A 17,887-nucleotide genomic window follows, 5' to 3' on the forward strand; every position below is an offset into this window, starting at 1 on the left:
GCGGGACCCTATTGGCATTTATTCAGGAAAAGCCGGGAAGTATAGCGGGGCATGGTGCCGAGGGCGAGCGGGGGAGGTCTGGCGGAGATCTAAATGCAGGAGCTGACGAAGGCTGCGATCTTTTGATCTTGTTTTTTGTGAAAGCAAAGTCAAAAGATCGCAGCCTTCGGCAGCTCCTGCACCAGCGGCTTACTCGTACTGGCTGAGCAGCCGCTCCATCCGCGCATCGAGGCGGCGTTTGATTTCGGTTTCGATGTGCGGGGCGAAGTCGTCGATCACGTCTTGCATGATCAATTGCGCGGCGGCGCGCAGTTCGCTGTCCAGGTGCAGCAAAGCGTCCGGGCCTTTATCGACCGGTGCGGCAGCCGGGGCAGCCGGAGGCGCTGGTGGCGGCTCGACGGCCGCCGGCGGATTGCCGACGGAGTCGAACAGCATCGGAATCTGTTCCTGTTCACCGTCATCGACCGTATCGGTCAAGAGCGGCGGGTGCAGGTTGTCGTCGCCGAGCAACTGGCGGATCGATTCAAGATCGTCCAGCAGATGTGCGGACTTCTGTTGCGGTTTCGGAGTGTCCATTGGAGTGCTCAGAGTCGCTGTAAACGGTGGTCTTGCAGAGAATAGCCCTGTTCGCGGTAGAAACGGAAACTCTCCCGCGCCGCTGCGCGGATGGCTGGATCTTCGACTACCACTTCCGCCACGCGGGCGAACTTGCTGGCGAAAGCCGGGACTTTCAGGTCGAGATTGACCAGCAGATCCTGATGCTCACCGCAGTCGTCTCCAAGTCCCAGCACGATCAAACCGTCCGGTTCGCTGTCGGCCGGGCCGTGGGGCACGAAGCTTTCGCCCTTGAATGCCCACAGACGCGCATCGAGATCATCACGCTGGGCCGCATCGCTGCAATGCAGGTAGATGCGGTGGCCCATGCGCCAGGCTTTCTCGGTGAGTTTGCAAGCAAAATCCAGACGCGCTGAAGGATCGGCGCTGGGCAGGATATAGAAGTCGACTTTGGTCATTGCGGTTCCAGAGCGGCAAGTGGCGTCACCCGAGAGTGACGCCACCTTTCAGCGGTTTCAGGCCTTGGCGCGATCGAGCAGGTACTGGGTCAGCAGTGGAACCGGGCGGCCAGTGGCGCCTTTGTCCTTGCCGCCGCTGGTCCACGCGGTGCCGGCGATGTCCAGATGCGCCCAGTTGAGGTTCTTGGTGAAGCGCGACAGGAAGCAGGCGGCAGTGATGGTGCCGGCCTTCGGCCCGCCAATGTTGGCGATGTCGGCGAACGGGCTGTCCAGCTGCTCTTGATACTCATCGAACAGCGGCAGTTGCCAGGCGCGGTCATCGGCAGCCTTGCCGGCGCTGAGCAACTGGTCGATCAGTTCGTCGTTGTTGCCCAGCAGGCCAGACGTGTGTGCGCCCAGGGCCACTACGCAAGCACCGGTCAGGGTGGCGATGTCGATCACCGCTTGTGGCTTGAAGCGCTCGGCGTAGGTCAGCGCATCGCACAGCACCAGACGGCCTTCAGCGTCGGTGTTGAGGATTTCCACGGTCTGGCCGCTCATGGTGGTGACGATATCGCCCGGCCGCGAAGCATTGCCGCTCGGCATGTTTTCGGCGCAGGCGAGGATGCACACCAGATTGATCGGCAGTTTCAGCTCAAGCACTGCGCGCAAGGTCCCGAACACGGAGGCAGCGCCGCCCATGTCGTACTTCATCTCGTCCATGCCGGCGCCCGGCTTCAGGCTGATGCCGCCAGTGTCGAAGGTGATGCCCTTGCCGACCAGCGCGTATGGCTTCTCGGATTTCTTGCCGCCGTTGTATTGCATGACGATCAGGCGCGGTGGCTGGGCGCTGCCCTGGCCCACGGCGTAGAACGAGCCCATGCCGAGGGATTTGATCTTCTTCTCGTCGAGTACTTCGACTTTCAGATCCTTGAACTCTTTGCCCAGGTTCTTCGCCTGTTCCCCCATGAAGGTCGGGTGGCAGATGTTCGGTGGCAGGTTGCCCAGATCGCGGGTGAAGGCCATGCCGTTGGCAATCGCGGTGGCGTGACTCACGGCGCGCTGCACTTCGGCTTGCGCAGCCTTGATGGTCAGCAGGGTGATTTTCTTCAGAGCGCGCGGTTCGGCTTTCTGGCTCTTGAACTGGTCGAAGGTGTAGCCGCCGTCGACCAGGGTTTCTGCCAGCAGGCGAGTCTTGCCGTAGCTGTCGCGACCTTTGACGATGACTTCATCCAGCGCCAGCACGGCATCACCGCCGCCCAGGCCTTTGAGGGTGTTGAGGATGCCAGCAACGATTTTGCGGAACGGACGGTCGCCCAGTTCTTCGTCCTTGCCCACGCCGACCAGCAACACGCGCTCGGCTTTCAGGTTCGGCAAGCTGTGCAGCAGCAGGCTCTGACCGACCTTGCCAGCCAGGTCGCCACGCTTGAGCACGGCGCTGATCGCACCGCCGCTCGACTCGTCGACCAGTCTGGCGGCGACACCGAGTTTGCGGCCTTCGCCGACGGCAACCACCAGGGTGGCGGTTTTCAACGTTTCTGGGCTAACGCTTTTTACAACCAGTTCCATGTCCGGATCCCTGAATGAATGGTCAACACGCAGGCGTTCGACGTTGTCCGCAGTCGCCTGCTTATAGGTAGAAGAAGCGCAGGCCAAAGCCTGCGACAAGGGCCGCAGTTTGAACCTCGCTCCCCGCGCCTGACAACCCTCAGCAAAGGATTACAGCGATGGATGAGTGTGCGCAGTGACAGGCGCACCCAATCACAGGATAATGCCGCATCTTTTTTCGACCGCTCTGCATGGCGGGCCGGTCGATGTGTTTGCTTGTTTGGCCGCCTTAGCCTGACAACCCTGGAGTGTCTGGTTTGATCGTCTTCCGTTATCTGTCCCGCGAAGTCCTGTTGACCCTCAGCGCCGTAAGTGCCGTGCTGCTGGTCATCATCATGAGCGGTCGCTTCATCAAATACCTGGCGCAGGCTGCGGCCGGTCAGCTCGATCCGGGCTCGCTGTTCCTGATCATGGGCTTTCGTCTGCCAGGTTTCCTGCAACTGATTCTGCCGCTGGGCCTGTTCCTCGGGATCCTGCTGGCCTACGGTCGCCTGTACCTCGAAAGCGAAATGACCGTGCTCTCGGCCACCGGCATGAGCCAGCAGAAGCTGTTTCGCATGACCCTGTTTCCGGCAACGCTGGTGGCACTGGTGGTGGCGTGGCTGAGCCTCGGCCTTGCTCCGCAGGGCGCCAACCAGTTCCAGCTGCTGCTGAACAAGCAGGACGCGCTGACCGAGTTCGATACCCTCGAACCGGGACGCTTCCAGGCCTTGCGCGACGGCACCCGAGTGACTTACACCGAAACCCTGAGCGACGACCGCGTCAATCTCGGCAGCGTGTTCATCTCGCAGAAGAACCTCGGCGCCGATAAAAAGGACCGCGGGATTTCCGTGCTGGTGGCCGAGTCGGGCCGTCAGGAAATTCGCCCCGACGGCAATCGTTACCTGATTCTCGACAACGGCTATCGCTATGACGGCAGCCCGGGGCAGGCCGATTACCGCGCCATTCATTACGAAACCTACGGCGTGCTGCTGCCCAAGCCGGACGTCAGCGAAGAAGTCACCGATCGCGATGCGATGCCGACCTCGTCCCTGTGGGGCAGCGACGACATCCGTTCGAAAACCGAACTGCAATGGCGTATGTCGCTGCCGTTGCTGGTATTCATCGTGACCCTGATGGCGGTGCCGCTGTCGCGGGTGAATCCGCGTCAGGGGCGTTTCCTCAAGCTGCTGCCGGCGATTCTTCTTTATATGGCTTACCTGACCATCCTGATTGCCGCTCGCGGCGCCCTTGAAAAAGGCAAGATTCCGCCGGCCCTCGGCCTGTGGTGGGTGCACGCGATCTTCCTGGTGATCGGCCTCGGCCTGCTGTATTGGGAGCCGCTGCGCCTGAAGCTGGCCAGCCGTCGCAGCGCCGCGCTGGAGGTGGCCCGTGGTTAAACTCGACCGCTACATCGGCAGCAGCGTATTCATGGCGATCATCGCCGTGCTGGCGATCATCCTCGGCCTGGCGACGCTGTTTGCCTTCATCGATGAAATGGGTGACGTCAGCGACACCTACACCCTGGTCGACGTGCTCGGTTTTGTATTGCTGACCGCACCGCGCCGGCTCTATGAAATGCTGCCGATGGCGGCATTGATCGGCTGCCTGATCGGTCTCGGCAGTCTGGCCAGCAGCAGTGAGCTGACGGTCATGCGCGCTGCTGGCGTGTCGATCGGCCGTATCGTCTGGGCTGTCATGAAGCCGATGCTGGTGCTGATGCTCGCCGGCGTGCTGATCGGCGAATACGTCGCCCCGGCCACCGAGAGCATGGCCCAGGCCAATCGCTCGCTGGCCCAGGGCAGCGGCGACGCGCAAAGCGCAAAGCACGGTATGTGGCACCGTCAGGGTGAAGAATTCATCCACATCAACGCGGTTCAGCCGAACGGTCTGTTGTACGGCGTGACGCGCTATCACTTCGACAAGGAGCGCCATCTGCTCAGCTCCAGCTTCGCCAAAAAGGCTGAGTTTGACGGCAGCAAGTGGCAGCTCACTGACGTTGCCACCACGCTGTTCCACGAGCGCAGCACCGAGGTCGTCAATGCCCCGACCGAGGAGTGGGACGTGGCGTTGAGCCCGCAGCTGCTCAGCACCGTGGTCATGGCGCCGGAATCGCTGTCGATCAGCGGTCTGTGGGGCTACATCCATTATCTGGCCGAGCAGGGCCTGAGCAATGGCCGTTACTGGCTGGCATTTTGGGTCAAGGTGTTGCAGCCGCTGGTGACCGCCGCGCTGGTCCTGATGGCGATCTCGTTCATCTTCGGCCCGCTGCGTTCGGTGACCCTCGGTCAGCGTGTTTTCACCGGCGTGCTGGTGGGCTTCACCTTCCGCATCGTCCAGGATCTGCTGGGGCCATCGAGTCTGGTGTTCGGTTTCTCGCCGCTGTTTGCGGTGCTGGTGCCGGCCGGCGTGTGTGCGCTGGCGGGTGTCTGGCTGCTCAGACGCGCGGGCTGATGAACAAGCTTTCATTGAGCGCTTGAACCCGGAAAACGCCTCGGTCGCCAGACCGGGGCGTTTTTGCATGCGATCCGGGTGACAGGCGAACGTGACGCTTGCGCCGTGTATCAGGTACAATTCCCGGCTATTTTTCGGCGGGCCAAGCCTGCAGCCTTTTTGAGTGTTGATCCGTGAGTGATTTGAGTCATATCCGCAATTTCTCCATCATCGCCCACATTGACCATGGCAAGTCGACGCTGGCTGACCGTTTCATCCAGATGTGCGGCGGCCTGGCCGAGCGTGAAATGGAAGCCCAGGTACTGGATTCCATGGATCTTGAGCGTGAACGCGGGATCACCATCAAGGCCCACAGCGTTACCCTCTATTACAAAGCCAAAGACGGCATCACCTATCAACTGAACTTCATTGACACCCCGGGCCACGTCGACTTCACCTACGAAGTCAGCCGTTCCCTGGCCGCGTGCGAAGGTGCCTTGCTGGTGGTCGATGCGGGGCAGGGCGTCGAAGCCCAGTCCGTGGCCAACTGCTACACCGCCATCGAGCAGGGCCTGGAGGTCATGCCGGTCCTGAACAAGATCGACCTGCCACAGGCCGAGCCGGATCGCGTCAAGGACGAGATCGAGAAGATCATCGGCATCGACGCTACCGACGCCGTCACCTGCAGCGCCAAGACCGGTCTGGGTGTCGACGAAGTGCTCGAGCGTCTGGTGCACACCATTCCTGCGCCGACCGGCAACATCGAAGATCCGCTGCAAGCGTTGATCATCGACTCCTGGTTCGACAACTACCTGGGCGTTGTTTCCCTGGTACGCGTGCGCCACGGCCGTGTGAAGAAGGGCGACAAGATTCTGGTCAAGTCCACCGGCAAGGTGCACCTGGTCGACAGCGTAGGCGTGTTCAACCCGAAACACACCGCCACCGTTGATCTGAAGGCCGGCGAAGTGGGCTTCATCATCGCCAGCATCAAGGACATTCACGGTGCGCCGGTCGGTGACACCCTGACCTTGAGCTCAACGCCGGACGTGCCGGTGCTGCCGGGCTTCAAACGCATTCAGCCACAGGTTTACGCCGGTCTGTTCCCGGTCAGTTCCGACGACTTCGAGGATTTCCGCGAAGCGCTGCAGAAGCTGACCCTGAACGACTCGTCGCTGCAGTACACCCCGGAAAGCTCCGACGCCCTGGGCTTCGGCTTCCGTTGCGGCTTCCTCGGCATGCTGCACATGGAAATCATCCAGGAGCGCCTCGAGCGCGAATACGACCTGGACCTGATCACCACCGCGCCGACGGTAATTTTCGAGCTGTTGCTGAAAACCGGTGAAACGATTTACGTCGACAACCCGTCGAAGCTTCCGGACGTGTCGGCGATCGAGGACATGCGCGAGCCAATCGTGCGCGCCAATATCCTCGTACCGCAGGAACACCTGGGCAACGTGATCACCCTGTGCATCGAGAAACGCGGCGTTCAGGTCGACATGCTGTTCCTCGGCAATCAGGTGCAAGTGACCTACGACCTGCCGATGAACGAAGTGGTCCTGGACTTCTTCGACCGTCTCAAATCCACCAGCCGCGGCTATGCTTCGCTGGACTACCATTTCGATCGTTACCAATCGGCTAATCTGGTGAAACTGGACGTGCTGATCAACGGCGACAAGGTCGATGCCCTGGCATTGATCGTGCACCGTGACAATTCGCACTTCAAAGGTCGCCAGTTGACCGAGAAGATGAAAGAACTGATTCCTCGTCAGATGTTCGACGTGGCGATCCAGGCCGCCATCGGTGGTCAGATCGTGGCGCGGACAACCGTCAAGGCGCTCAGAAAGAACGTATTGGCCAAATGCTACGGCGGTGACGTCAGTCGTAAGAAGAAGCTGCTCGAGAAGCAGAAGGCCGGGAAGAAACGCATGAAACAGGGCGGCAACGGGGAAAATCCACAGGAAGCCTTCCTCGCCGTGCTCAGGTTGGAATAATCAGGTCCTATGTCGCTAAATTTCCCGCTGTTGCTGGTCATCGCCGTGTTCGTCTGCGGCCTGTTGGCGTTGCTTGATCTGCTGTTCCTGGCACCGCGTCGGCGTGCTGCCATTGCCTCTTATCAAGGCAGTGTCAGCCAGCCCGAGCCTGTGGTGGTCGAGAAGCTGAACAAAGAGCCGCTGCTGGTTGAATACGGCAAGTCGTTCTTTCCGGTGCTGTTCATCGTGCTGGTGCTGCGTTCGTTCCTGGTGGAGCCGTTCCAGATCCCGTCCGGCTCGATGAAACCGACCCTGGATGTCGGCGACTTCATTCTGGTGAACAAGTTTTCCTACGGCATCCGTCTGCCGGTGATCGACAAGAAGATCATCGAAGTCGGTGACCCGCAGCGCGGCGATGTGATGGTGTTCCGCTACCCGAGCGACCCGAACGTCAACTACATCAAGCGTGTGGTCGGCCTGCCGGGTGACACGGTGCGTTACACCGCCGACAAGCGCCTGTTCGTCAACGGCGAATCGATTGCCGAGAAGATGGTCGGCGCTGAAGCGGGTTCGCTGGGCAGCGCGGAGCTCTATCAGGAAAAACTCGGCGCAGCCGAGCACCTGATCCGCAAGGAAATGAGCCGTTACCGCGCCACCCCGGACCGTTCGTGGACAGTGCCTGCCGGGCACTACTTCATGATGGGCGACAACCGCGACAATTCGAATGACAGCCGCTACTGGGATGATCCGAACATTCCCAAGGATCTGCTGGGCATGGTTCCCGACAAGAATATTGTCGGCAAGGCCTTCGCGGTCTGGATGAGCTGGCCGGAGCCGAAACTCAGCCACCTGCCGAATTTCTCGCGGGTTGGCCTGATCAAGTAATCAAACACGGCGCTGTTGACCACAGCGCCGAATGCATTTCTGGAGCCGGCACAATCGGCTTCGCAATCGCCAGGATTTATTTTTTGAACACAGCGCTAATTGTCCCAGGCCTGCGCCGTACCCCGGCGATGGCAGTGGAAACCAGCCACGAACTCAGCGTGGGTAAACCGTGAGCGTTTCTCTTAGCCGTCTCGAGCGCCAGCTCGGTTACACCTTCAAGGACCAGGAGCTGATGCTGCTGGCCCTCACGCACCGCAGTTTTGCCGGGCGCAACAACGAGCGTCTGGAATTCCTCGGTGATGCCATCCTCAACTTCGTCGCTGGCGAGGCGCTGTTCGATCGCTTCCCGCTGGCCCGCGAAGGCCAGTTGTCACGTTTGCGCGCACGGCTGGTAAAAGGTGAGACGCTGGCCGTACTCGCTCGCGGTTTCGACCTCGGCGATTATCTGCGCCTGGGTTCGGGTGAACTGAAGAGCGGTGGTTTCCGCCGTGAATCGATTCTGGCCGATGCCCTCGAAGCTCTGATCGGTGCGATCTACCTCGATGCCGGCATGGACGTCGCCCGCGAGCGCGTGCTGGCCTGGCTGGCCGGCGAATTCGAAGGGCTGACGCTGGTCGACACCAACAAGGATCCGAAAACCCGCTTGCAGGAACACCTGCAATCGCGCGGTTGCGAACTGCCACGCTACGAAGTGGTGGATATCCAGGGCGAACCGCACTGCCGAACCTTCTTCGTCGAATGCGAAGTGGTCTTACTGAATGAAAAAAGCCGAGGTCAGGGTGTGAGCCGTCGTATTGCCGAACAGGTAGCGGCCGCCGCAGCACTGATTGCCCTGGGCGTGGAGAATGGCAATGACTGATACAAACGCAACTCGCTGTGGCTACGTTGCCATCGTCGGCCGTCCCAACGTCGGCAAGTCGACGTTGCTCAACCACATCCTTGGCCAGAAGCTCGCGATCACTTCGCGCAAGCCGCAGACCACCCGCCACAACATGCTCGGGATCAAGACCGAGGGCGACGTGCAGGCGATCTACGTCGACACCCCGGGCATGCACAAGGGTGGCGAAAAGGCCCTGAACCGCTACATGAACAAAACCGCTTCGGCGGCGTTGAAAGACGTCGATGTGGTGATCTTCGTCGTCGACCGCACCAAGTGGACCGACGAAGACCAGATGGTTCTGGAGCGTGTGCAATACGTGACCGGCCCGTTGATCGTCGCGCTGAACAAGACCGATCGTATCGAAGACAAAGCCGAGCTGATGCCGCACCTGAGCTGGTTGCAGGAACAGCTGCCAAACGCGCAGATCATCCCGATTTCCGCGCAGCACGGGCACAACCTCGAAGCGCTGGAAAAGGTCATCGCCGATCACTTGCCGGAGAATGATCACTTTTTCCCGGAAGACCAGATCACCGACCGCAGCAGCCGTTTCCTTGCCGCCGAACTGGTGCGCGAGAAAATCATGCGCCAGATGGGCGCCGAGCTGCCGTACCAGATCACCGTCGAAATCGAAGAATTCAAGCAGCAGGGCAAGACCCTGCACATCCACGCGCTGATTCTCGTCGAGCGTGACGGCCAGAAGAAAATCATCATTGGCGACAAGGGCGAGCGCATCAAGCGCATCGGCACCGAAGCGCGCAAGGACATGGAGCTGCTGTTCGACTCCAAGATCATGCTCAACCTGTGGGTCAAGGTGAAGGGCGGCTGGTCCGATGACGAGCGCGCGCTGCGTTCGCTGGGTTATGGCGATCTGTAAGCAGCGATCTCGAAAACACCGCTACTCACTGTGGGAGCGAGCCTGCTCGCGAAGAGGACGTAACATTCAGCATTGATGTTGACTGTCACTCCGCTTTCGCGAGCAGGCTCGCTCCCACAGTGGTTTTGGGTTGTATGTAAAACCGCGTTTCTTCATCGAGAACTCAATGTCGCAAAACCCGCCTCCCGCCCAACCCGCCTACGTCCTGCATTCGCGCGCCTATCGCGAAACCAGCGCACTGGTCGATTTCCTCACGCCGCAAGGTCGGCTGCGGGCGGTGTTGCGCAGTGCGCGAGGCAAGGCCGGGACGCTGGCGCGGCCGTTCGTGGCGCTGGAGGTCGAGTTCCGTGGCAAGGGCGAGCTGAAGAATGTCGGGCGCATGGAGAGTTCTGGCTCCTCTGCGTGGCTCAACGGCGAGGCGCTGTTCAGCGGTCTCTACCTCAACGAACTGTTGATTCGCCTGTTGCCTGCCGAAGATCCGCATCCCGCAGTGTTTGATCATTACGCCGCGACCTTGCTGGCGCTGGCCGAAGGTCGACCGCTGGAGCCTTTGTTGCGCTCCTTCGAATGGCGATTGCTGGATGATCTCGGCTACGGCTTCTCGATGAACACTGACATCCACGGTGAGCCCGTCGCTGCTGACGGCCTCTATCGCTTGCAAGTGGACGCCGGACTCGAGCGGGTTTATCTGCTGCAACCAGGCTTGTTCAACGGTACCGAACTGCTGGCCATGGCCGAAGCCGACTGGTCGGCGCCCGGTGCGCTGTCGGCGGCCAAGCGTCTGATGCGCCAGGCCCTGGCGGTGCATTTGGGCGGGCGTCCGCTTGTCAGTCGCGAGCTGTTTCGCAAGCCCTGATATGCTGTGCGCCGAACCTCTCAATTCAGGAGCGCATCCGTGACCAGCAGCAATCGCATTCTTCTCGGCGTGAACATCGACCACGTCGCCACCCTGCGTCAGGCCCGTGGCACGCGCTACCCGGATCCGGTCAAGGCGGCGCTGGATGCAGAAGAGGCGGGCGCCGATGGCATCACCGTGCACCTGCGCGAAGACCGCCGGCACATCCAGGAGCGCGACGTGTTGCTGCTAAAGGATGTGCTGCAAACGCGCATGAATTTCGAAATGGGCGTCACCGAAGAAATGATGGCGTTCGCCGAGCGTATTCGCCCGGCGCACATCTGCCTGGTCCCGGAAACCCGTCAGGAACTGACTACCGAAGGTGGCCTGGATGTGGCGGGGCAGGAAGAACGCATCAGGGCTGCGGTCGAGCGCTTGTCGAAGATCGGCAGCGAAGTGTCGCTGTTCATCGACGCCGACGAGCGCCAGATCGCCGCCTCCAAGCGCGTCGGTGCACCGGCCATCGAGCTGCACACCGGGCGCTACGCCGATGCCGAAACCCCGACTGAAGTGGCCGAGGAATTGAAGCGTGTGGCGGATGGCGTTGCGTTTGGTCTGGCCCAAGGCTTGATCGTTAACGCCGGTCACGGCTTGCATTACCACAACGTTGAAGCCGTGGCTGCGATCAAAGGCATCAACGAGCTGAACATCGGCCACGCGCTGGTGGCGCACGCGTTGTTCGTTGGCTTCAAGTCTGCCGTATCGGAAATGAAAGCGCTGATTCTGGCTGCCGCCAAATCCTGAGCAGCTACACAAAACTCCTGTGGGAGCGAGCCTGCTCGCGAAAACGATGTATCAGTCAAAGATAATGTCGACTGACACGACGCTTTCGCGAGCAGGCTCGCTCCCACAGTTGGATTTGAGGTGTGGGTTAGAGCGGGGCAGGTTCTTGCGCGGGTTTTGACTTGTCGATGGCTGGCACATGCAGGTTGCCCTCGGCCACCTGATCGCCTTCAAGCTGCGGCTGGGTCACCCAGGTCAGGATGTCGTAGTAGCGACGGATGTTCGCTACGAAGTGCACTGGCTCGCCGCCACGGGCGTAACCGTAGCGGGTCTTGCTGTACCACTGCTTCTGCGAGAGGCGCGGCAGGATCTTTTTCACGTCCAGCCACTTGTCCGGATTCAGGCCTTCCTTCGCCGCCAGTTTGCGCGCGTCATCCAGATGGCCGCTGCCGACGTTGTACGCCGCCAGGGCGAACCAGGTGCGATCCGGTTCCTGGATCGAATCGTCGAGCTGATCTTTCATATAAGCCAGGTACTTGGCGCCGCCCATGATGCTCTGCTTGGGATCGAGGCGGTTCGATACGCCCATCGCCTGCGCGGTGTTCTGGGTCAGCATCATCAAGCCGCGTACGCCGGTTTTCGAGGTCACCGTCGGCTGCCACAGCGATTCCTGATAACCGATGGCCGCCAGCAGGCGCCAGTCGACTTTCTCTTTCTTCGCGTAGTTCTTGAAGTGCTGTTCGTATTTCGGCAGGCGCTGCTGCAAGTGCTGAGCGAAGGTGGTGGCGCCCATGTAGCCAAGCACATCGACGTGGCCGTAGTAGCGGTCCTTCAGGCGTTGCAGGGTGCCGTTCTTCTGCACCTTGTCCAGATAGGCGTTGATTTCATTGAGCAGGCTGTTGTCTTCGCCCGGGCCCACCGCCCAGCTCTGACTGCGCGCGTCACCGAGGTCGAAGGCCACGCGGATATTGGTGAAGTACACCTGATTCATCGCCACTTCGTTGGAGTCGACCAGTGTCAGATCAATCTGGCCCTCATCGACCATGCGCAGCAGATCGACCACTTCAACCGCGTCGGATTCTTCGTACTCGATGCCGGGATATTTCTGTTTCAGCGCGGCCAGTTGCTCGGCGTGGGTGCTGCCCTTGAGCACGGTGATCTTCTTGCCGACCAGATCCGCCGGATCGGTGGGGCGCGACTGGCCGTTGCGGTAGATGATCTGCGGGGTGACTTCGAGGTAGGAGTGGGAGAACCGCACCTGCTTCTTGCGTTCATCGCTGCTGACCAGACCGGCGGCCGCGAGTACCGGGCCGTTTGGCTTGCCGACCTGGTTGAACAGGTCATCGAGGTTGTCGGCGGTCTCGATCTTCAATTCGACGCCCAAATCGTCGGCGAAGCGCTTCACCAGCTCGTATTCAAAGCCGGTTTCACCGCTGCGATCCTGAAAGTAGGTGGCGGGGCTGTTGCGGGTAACCACGCGCAGCACACCATCCTCCTTTACGCGCTCGAGTGTGTTGGGTTTATCAACACAGCCACCGAGCACCAGGAAGAGTCCGGTTGCGATCAGCCATTTGGCGTATCGCGGACGCAAAGCCGTTGGGAAAAACATCTGCGCAGTATACGCAAACGGCCACGAGCGCCATATCTCGACAGCGTAGGACTAGTCTGCTAGCGATCACAAATCCGAGCGAAATCCCTTGAATACGGGCCTTCAGGGCATTTTGTTACAGTAAAAATAAGCCATGCTGAAACGCTCGATTTACCTGACCCCGAAGGCAGAAACACAGATTGCTACCCGAGTGCAACCGTGCGTAGCGTTTCGGGTGATGTTGAGGTCGGTTTAGGCTAGAATGCACGGCCTCAAAGCACACCCCTTCCCGAGGCTGTCCCGAAGATGTTGATCCTGCGCGGCGCTCCTGCCCTTTCTGCCTTTCGCCACAGCAAACTCCTTGAGCAACTGAGCCAGAAGGTTCCAGCTGTCAGTGGCCTGTATGCTGAATTCGCTCACTTCGCCGAAGTCACCGGCGTCCTGACCGGCGACGAACAGCAGGTGCTAGCGCGCCTTCTGAAGTACGGCCCAAGTGTTCCGGTTCAAGAGCCTACCGGCCGTCTGTTTCTGGTGTTGCCGCGTTTCGGCACCATCTCGCCGTGGTCGAGCAAGGCCAGCGACATCGCCCGCAACTGCGGCCTGAGCAAGATCCAGCGCCTGGAACGCGGTATCGCTTTCTATGTGGCAGGGCAGTTCAGCGAAGCCGAAGCCCAACTGATTTCGGACGCGCTGCATGACCGCATGACCCAGATCGTGCTGGCCAACCTCGAGCAGGCCGCCGGTCTGTTCAGCCATGCCGAGCCGAAGCCGCTGACCGCCATCGACATCCTCGGTGGCGGCCGCGCCGCGCTGGAAAAGGCCAACACCGAGCTGGGCCTGGCCCTGGCCGAAGACGAGATCGACTATCTGGTCAACGCCTTCAACGGTCTGAAGCGCAACCCGCACGACATCGAATTGATGATGTTCGCCCAGGCCAACTCCGAGCACTGCCGCCACAAGATCTTCAACGCCAGTTGGGACATTGACGGCCAGAGCCAGGAAAAAAGCCTGTTCGGCATGATCAAGAACACCTATCAGATGCACAGCGAAGGCGTGCTGTCCGCTTACAAGGACAACGCTTCGGTGATCGTCGGCAACGTCGCCGGCCGCTTCTTCCCGAATCCTGAAACCCGCCAGTACGGCGCGGTGCAGGAGCCGGTGCACATCCTGATGAAGGTTGAAACCCACAACCACCCGACCGCGATTGCCCCGTTCCCGGGCGCATCGACCGGTTCCGGCGGCGAGATCCGTGACGAAGGGGCAACCGGTCGCGGCGCCAAGCCAAAGGCTGGCCTGACCGGTTTCACCGTATCGAACCTGCAGATCCCGGGCTTCGAACAGCCGTGGGAAGTGCCGTACGGCAAGCCTGAGCGCATCGTCACCGCGCTGGACATCATGATCGAAGGCCCGCTCGGCGGCGCGGCGTTCAACAACGAATTCGGTCGTCCGGCGCTGACCGGCTACTTCCGTACCTTCGAACAGTCGATCACCACTCCGCACGGTGACGAAGTGCGCGGTTATCACAAGCCGATCATGCTCGCTGGCGGCATGGGCAACATCCGCGAAGAACACGTCAAGAAGGGCGAGATCGTCGTCGGCTCCAAGCTGATCGTGCTCGGCGGCCCGGCGATGTTGATCGGTCTCGGTGGCGGCGCGGCTTCGTCGATGGCCACCGGCACCAGCTCGGCGGATCTGGATTTTGCTTCCGTGCAGCGTGAAAACCCTGAAATGGAGCGTCGTTGCCAGGAAGTCATCGACCGTTGCTGGCAACTCGGTGACAAGAACCCGATCAGCTTCATCCACGACGTCGGTGCGGGCGGTCTGTCCAACGCCTTCCCGGAACTGGTCAACGACGGCGATCGCGGTGGTCGTTTCGAACTGCGCAACATCCCGAATGACGAGCCGGGCATGGCCCCGCACGAAATCTGGTCGAACGAATCCCAGGAACGTTACGTGCTGGCAGTCGGCCCGGAAGACTTCGAGCGCTTCCAGGCGATCTGCGAACGCGAGCGTTGCCCGTTTGCCGTAGTCGGGGAAGCCACTGCCGAACCGCAACTGACCGTGACCGACAGCCACTTCGGCAACAACCCGGTGGACATGCCGCTGGAAGTGTTGCTGGGCAAGGCGCCGCGCATGCACCGTTCGGTGGTTCGCGAAGCCGAGCTGGGCGATGACTTCGATCCGTCGAACCTCGACATCAGCGAGTCCATCGAACGCGTTCTGCATCACCCGGCCGTGGCCAGCAAAAGCTTCCTGATCACCATCGGCGACCGCACCATCACCGGCCTCGTTGCCCGTGACCAGATGGTCGGCCCATGGCAAGTGCCGGTGGCCGACGTTGCCGTCACCGCCACCAGTTTCGACGTCTACACCGGTGAAGCCATGGCGATGGGCGAGCGTACTCCGCTGGCTCTGCTGGACGCGCCGGCCTCGGGCCGCATGGCCATCGGCGAAACCATCACCAACATTGCTGCCTCGCGCATCAACAAGCTCTCCGACATCAAACTGTCGGCGAACTGGATGTCCGCTGCCGGCCACCCGGGCGAAGACGCGCGTCTGTACGACACCGTGAAAGCGGTCGGCATGGAGCTGTGCCCTGAGCTGGGCATCACCATTCCGGTGGGCAAGGACTCGATGTCCATGGCCACGCGCTGGAATGACAACGGCGAAGACAAGACCGTCACCTCGCCAATGTCGCTGATCGTCACCGGTTTCGCGCCAGTGGCTGACATCCGTCAGACCCTGACCCCGGAACTGCGCATGGACAAGGGCACCACCGACCTGATCCTGATCGACCTCGGTCGCGGCCAGAACCGCATGGGTGCATCGATCCTCGCGCAGGTCCACGGCAAACTCGGCCAGCATGCGCCGGACGTCGATGATGCCGAAGACCTGAAGGCCTTCTTCGCGGTGATCCAGGGCCTCAACGCCGACGGTCATCTGCTGGCCTACCACGACCGTTCCGACGGTGGTCTGCTGACCTCCGTGGTGGAAATGGCCTTTGCCGGCCACTGCGGTCTGAGCCTGAACCTGGACAGCGTTGCCGAATCCGCTTCGGAAATCGCCGCGATCCTGTTCAACGAAGAACTCGGTGCGGTGATCCAGGTTCGTCAGGACGCCACCCCGGACATCCTCGCGCAATTCAGCGCCGCCGGTCTGGGCGACTGCGTGTCGGTGATCGGTCAGCCGATCAACAATGGCCAGATCAACATCACCTTCAACGGTGACACCGTGTTCGAAGGCCAGCGTCGTCTGCTGCAGCGTCAGTGGGCCGAGACCAGCTACCAGATCCAGCGTCTGCGCGACAACGCCGACTGCGCCGAGCAGGAATTCGACGCGCTGCTGGAAGAAGACAACCCGGGCCTGAGCGTCAAGCTCAGCTACGACGTCAATCAGGACATCGCCGCGCCTTACATCAAGAAAGGCATCCGCCCACAGGTTGCCGTGCTGCGTGAGCAGGGCGTCAACGGTCAGGTGGAAATGGCCGCCGCGTTCGACCGCGCCGGTTTCAGCGCGATCGACGTGCACATGAGCGACATCCTCGCCGGTCGTGTCGACCTCAACGAGTTCAAAGGCCTGGTGGCCTGCGGTGGTTTCTCCTACGGCGACGTGCTCGGCGCCGGTGAAGGCTGGGCCAAGTCGGCGCTGTTCAACAGCCGCGCCCGCGATGCGTTCCAGGGCTTCTTCGAGCGTAACGACAGCTTCACGCTGGGCGTGTGCAACGGTTGCCAGATGATGTCCAACCTGCACGAGCTGATCCCGGGCAGCGAGTTCTGGCCGCACTTCGTGCGCAACCGCTCCGAGCAGTTCGAAGCGCGCGTGGCCATGGTGCAGATCCAGGAATCGAACTCGATCTTCCTGCAGGGCATGGCCGGTTCGCGCATGCCGATCGCTATCGCCCACGGTGAAGGACACGCCGAATTCGCCAGCGAAGAAGCACTGCTGGAAGCCGATCTGTCCGGTTGCGTGGCGATGCGTTTTGTCGACAACCACGGCAAGGTCACCGAAGCCTACCCGGCCAACCCGAACGGCTCGCCGCGCGGGATCACCGGCCTCACCAGCCGTGACGGTCGCGTGACGATCATGATGCCGCACCCGGAGCGTGTGTTCCGCGCGGTGCAGAACTCGTGGCGTTCCGAAGACTGGAACGAGGACGCACCTTGGATGCGCATGTTCCGTAATGCTCGCGTCTGGGTGAATTGAGGCCTGTGTACAAGCTGGCGTTTTTTGTTCCTGACAGTCATGTCGAGGTGGTCAAAGGGGCTGTGTTCGCTGCCGGTGGTGGGCGGATCGGTGACTATGACCACTGTGCCTGGCAGGTGCTTGGCTCTGGTCAGTTTCGGCCTTTGGATGGCAGTCAGCCGTTTATTGGCGAGGCGGGGCAGGTTGAGCGTGTCGAGGAATGGAAGGTTGAGCTTGTCGTGGCGGATGAGTTGATTGTGGCTGTTGTGGCGGCGTTGAAGCTCAGTCATCCGTATGAGACGCCGGCTTATGAGGTGTGGCGGCTGGAGGATTTCTGATCTTCTTTGCTGCTTGAACGGGAGACCCGCAGATGAGTGATTGTCTGCGGGTTTTTTGTTGGTCTTGGTTTTGTTTTGATTTTGGTGAATATCCGTTGCTGCGGGTGCTGCGGCTGGCGGTTTCGCCCTTACGGCGAGTCACCTTTTTCAAACGCCGGAGTGCCGGCCCAGCAAAAAGGTAACCGAAAAGGCTTGCTCCTACGTTCGGCCCTCGCAGGCTCGGGTCCCTTCGCTCCGGGACTGATCCGGGCGCAGCGGCTCCGGTTTGCTTCGCTGCACTGCCCCTCACCCCAGCCCTCTCCCGAGGGAGAGGGGGCCGATTTTGTGTGGTTTGCAAATCCTGAGTTCGACTCGGACTTTCACGTCGGCGTACCTCGCCTGAACAACTCGGTCAGTCCCCTCTCCCTCTGGGAGTGTATGTACCGGACACATGGTGGACAGGTGTTCGGAGACATGGTGGACACTTTTTAATAGGCACATTGCTCATCATCAAGGAGATGACCTGTGTCCTGGCAAGAGGCATCCACCATGCAACTTCGT

14 protein-coding genes are annotated in these 17,887 nt (G+C 60.8%); 10 read left to right on the plus strand and 4 right to left on the minus strand.

Annotated features, from left to right (window positions below):
* Window positions 1-189: 189 nt before the first annotated feature.
* Genes OC605_RS21010 through OC605_RS21020 form a run of 3 tightly spaced genes read right to left on the minus strand, consistent with a single transcriptional unit; the run spans window position 190 to window position 2,561 of the window.
* Window positions 190-576, minus strand: a complete 387-nt coding sequence (locus tag OC605_RS21010; RefSeq protein ID WP_262139239.1) for a DNA polymerase III subunit chi — start codon at window positions 574-576, stop codon at window positions 190-192.
* A gap of 8 nt (window positions 577-584) precedes the next feature.
* A complete protein-coding gene (locus tag OC605_RS21015) occupies window positions 585-1,013 on the minus strand; it encodes a DNA polymerase III subunit chi (protein ID WP_130912778.1) in 429 nt (142 codons plus the stop codon).
* Window positions 1,014-1,070: 57 nt separating this feature from the next.
* Window positions 1,071-2,561: a leucyl aminopeptidase gene (locus tag OC605_RS21020; RefSeq protein WP_262139241.1), complete on the minus strand. Its 1,491-nt coding sequence runs from the start codon at window positions 2,559-2,561 to the stop codon at window positions 1,071-1,073.
* Between the two features lie 296 nt (window positions 2,562-2,857).
* On the opposite strand from OC605_RS21020, the gene lptF reads away from it, so the two are divergent.
* The 8 genes from lptF (at window position 2,858) to pdxJ (ending at window position 11,260) form a co-directional block, all read left to right on the plus strand.
* Window positions 2,858-3,979: an LPS export ABC transporter permease LptF gene (lptF, locus tag OC605_RS21025; protein WP_016771566.1), complete on the plus strand. Its 1,122-nt coding sequence runs from the start codon at window positions 2,858-2,860 to the stop codon at window positions 3,977-3,979.
* On the plus strand, window positions 3,972-5,033 hold the full coding sequence (gene lptG / locus OC605_RS21030) for an LPS export ABC transporter permease LptG (protein WP_262139243.1): 1,062 nt from the start codon (window positions 3,972-3,974) through the stop codon (window positions 5,031-5,033). Before lptF ends, lptG begins: the two co-directional genes overlap by 8 nt.
* A gap of 173 nt (window positions 5,034-5,206) precedes the next feature.
* Window positions 5,207-7,003, plus strand: coding sequence for a translation elongation factor 4 (gene lepA / locus OC605_RS21035; RefSeq protein WP_262139245.1), 1,797 nt, complete (start codon window positions 5,207-5,209; stop codon window positions 7,001-7,003).
* A gap of 9 nt (window positions 7,004-7,012) precedes the next feature.
* Window positions 7,013-7,867 carry a signal peptidase I gene (lepB, locus tag OC605_RS21040; protein ID WP_016771563.1) on the plus strand — a complete coding sequence of 285 codons (855 nt, stop codon included), beginning with the start codon at window positions 7,013-7,015 and terminating at the stop codon, window positions 7,865-7,867.
* A 169-nt stretch (window positions 7,868-8,036) separates the two neighbouring features.
* Entirely contained in the window at window positions 8,037-8,726 is a 690-nt protein-coding gene (gene rnc, locus OC605_RS21045; RefSeq protein WP_024011703.1) for a ribonuclease III, read from the plus strand.
* Entirely contained in the window at window positions 8,719-9,621 is a 903-nt protein-coding gene (gene era / locus OC605_RS21050; protein ID WP_016771562.1) for a GTPase Era, read from the plus strand. Before rnc ends, era begins: the two co-directional genes overlap by 8 nt.
* 166 nt (window positions 9,622-9,787) lie before the next feature.
* Window positions 9,788-10,477 carry a DNA repair protein RecO gene (recO, locus tag OC605_RS21055; protein ID WP_262139248.1) on the plus strand — a complete coding sequence of 230 codons (690 nt, stop codon included), beginning with the start codon at window positions 9,788-9,790 and terminating at the stop codon, window positions 10,475-10,477.
* Window positions 10,478-10,516: 39 nt separating this feature from the next.
* Window positions 10,517-11,260: a pyridoxine 5'-phosphate synthase gene (gene pdxJ, locus OC605_RS21060; protein ID WP_076566005.1), complete on the plus strand. Its 744-nt coding sequence runs from the start codon at window positions 10,517-10,519 to the stop codon at window positions 11,258-11,260.
* A gap of 127 nt (window positions 11,261-11,387) precedes the next feature.
* Here pdxJ and mltF read toward each other — a convergent pair whose 3' ends face one another.
* Window positions 11,388-12,848 (minus strand): membrane-bound lytic murein transglycosylase MltF, encoded by a 1,461-nt coding sequence (mltF, locus tag OC605_RS21065; RefSeq protein ID WP_024011704.1) that lies wholly within the window; start codon window positions 12,846-12,848, stop codon window positions 11,388-11,390.
* 285 nt (window positions 12,849-13,133) lie between these two features.
* On the opposite strand from mltF, the gene purL reads away from it, so the two are divergent.
* Window positions 13,134-17,030 carry a phosphoribosylformylglycinamidine synthase gene (gene purL / locus OC605_RS21070; RefSeq protein ID WP_073473626.1) on the plus strand — a complete coding sequence of 1,299 codons (3,897 nt, stop codon included), beginning with the start codon at window positions 13,134-13,136 and terminating at the stop codon, window positions 17,028-17,030.
* Between the two features lie 5 nt (window positions 17,031-17,035).
* Window positions 17,036-17,347 carry a YqfO family protein gene (locus tag OC605_RS21075; RefSeq protein WP_095050948.1) on the plus strand — a complete coding sequence of 104 codons (312 nt, stop codon included), beginning with the start codon at window positions 17,036-17,038 and terminating at the stop codon, window positions 17,345-17,347.
* The last annotated feature ends 540 nt before the right edge of the window (window positions 17,348-17,887 follow it).

This window comes from Pseudomonas sp. Marseille-Q5117 (assembly GCF_946901175.1).
Lineage (GTDB): Bacteria > Pseudomonadota > Gammaproteobacteria > Pseudomonadales > Pseudomonadaceae > Aquipseudomonas > Aquipseudomonas iranensis.

What these genes read in the sequence shown, in the direction of transcription:
- mltF (WP_024011704.1), bottom strand. Translation starts at nt 12,848, where the DNA reads ATGTTTTTCCCAACGGCTTTGCGTCCGCGATACGCCAAATGGCTGATC.
- OC605_RS21010 (WP_262139239.1), bottom strand. Translation starts at nt 576, where the DNA reads ATGGACACTCCGAAACCGCAACAGAAGTCCGCACATCTGCTGGACGAT.
- era (WP_016771562.1), top strand. Translation starts at nt 8,719, where the DNA reads ATGACTGATACAAACGCAACTCGCTGTGGCTACGTTGCCATCGTCGGC.
- recO (WP_262139248.1), top strand. Translation starts at nt 9,788, where the DNA reads ATGTCGCAAAACCCGCCTCCCGCCCAACCCGCCTACGTCCTGCATTCG.
- OC605_RS21020 (WP_262139241.1), bottom strand. Translation starts at nt 2,561, where the DNA reads ATGGAACTGGTTGTAAAAAGCGTTAGCCCAGAAACGTTGAAAACCGCC.
- OC605_RS21015 (WP_130912778.1), bottom strand. Translation starts at nt 1,013, where the DNA reads ATGACCAAAGTCGACTTCTATATCCTGCCCAGCGCCGATCCTTCAGCG.
- lepB (WP_016771563.1), top strand. Translation starts at nt 7,013, where the DNA reads ATGTCGCTAAATTTCCCGCTGTTGCTGGTCATCGCCGTGTTCGTCTGC.
- purL (WP_073473626.1), top strand. Translation starts at nt 13,134, where the DNA reads ATGTTGATCCTGCGCGGCGCTCCTGCCCTTTCTGCCTTTCGCCACAGC.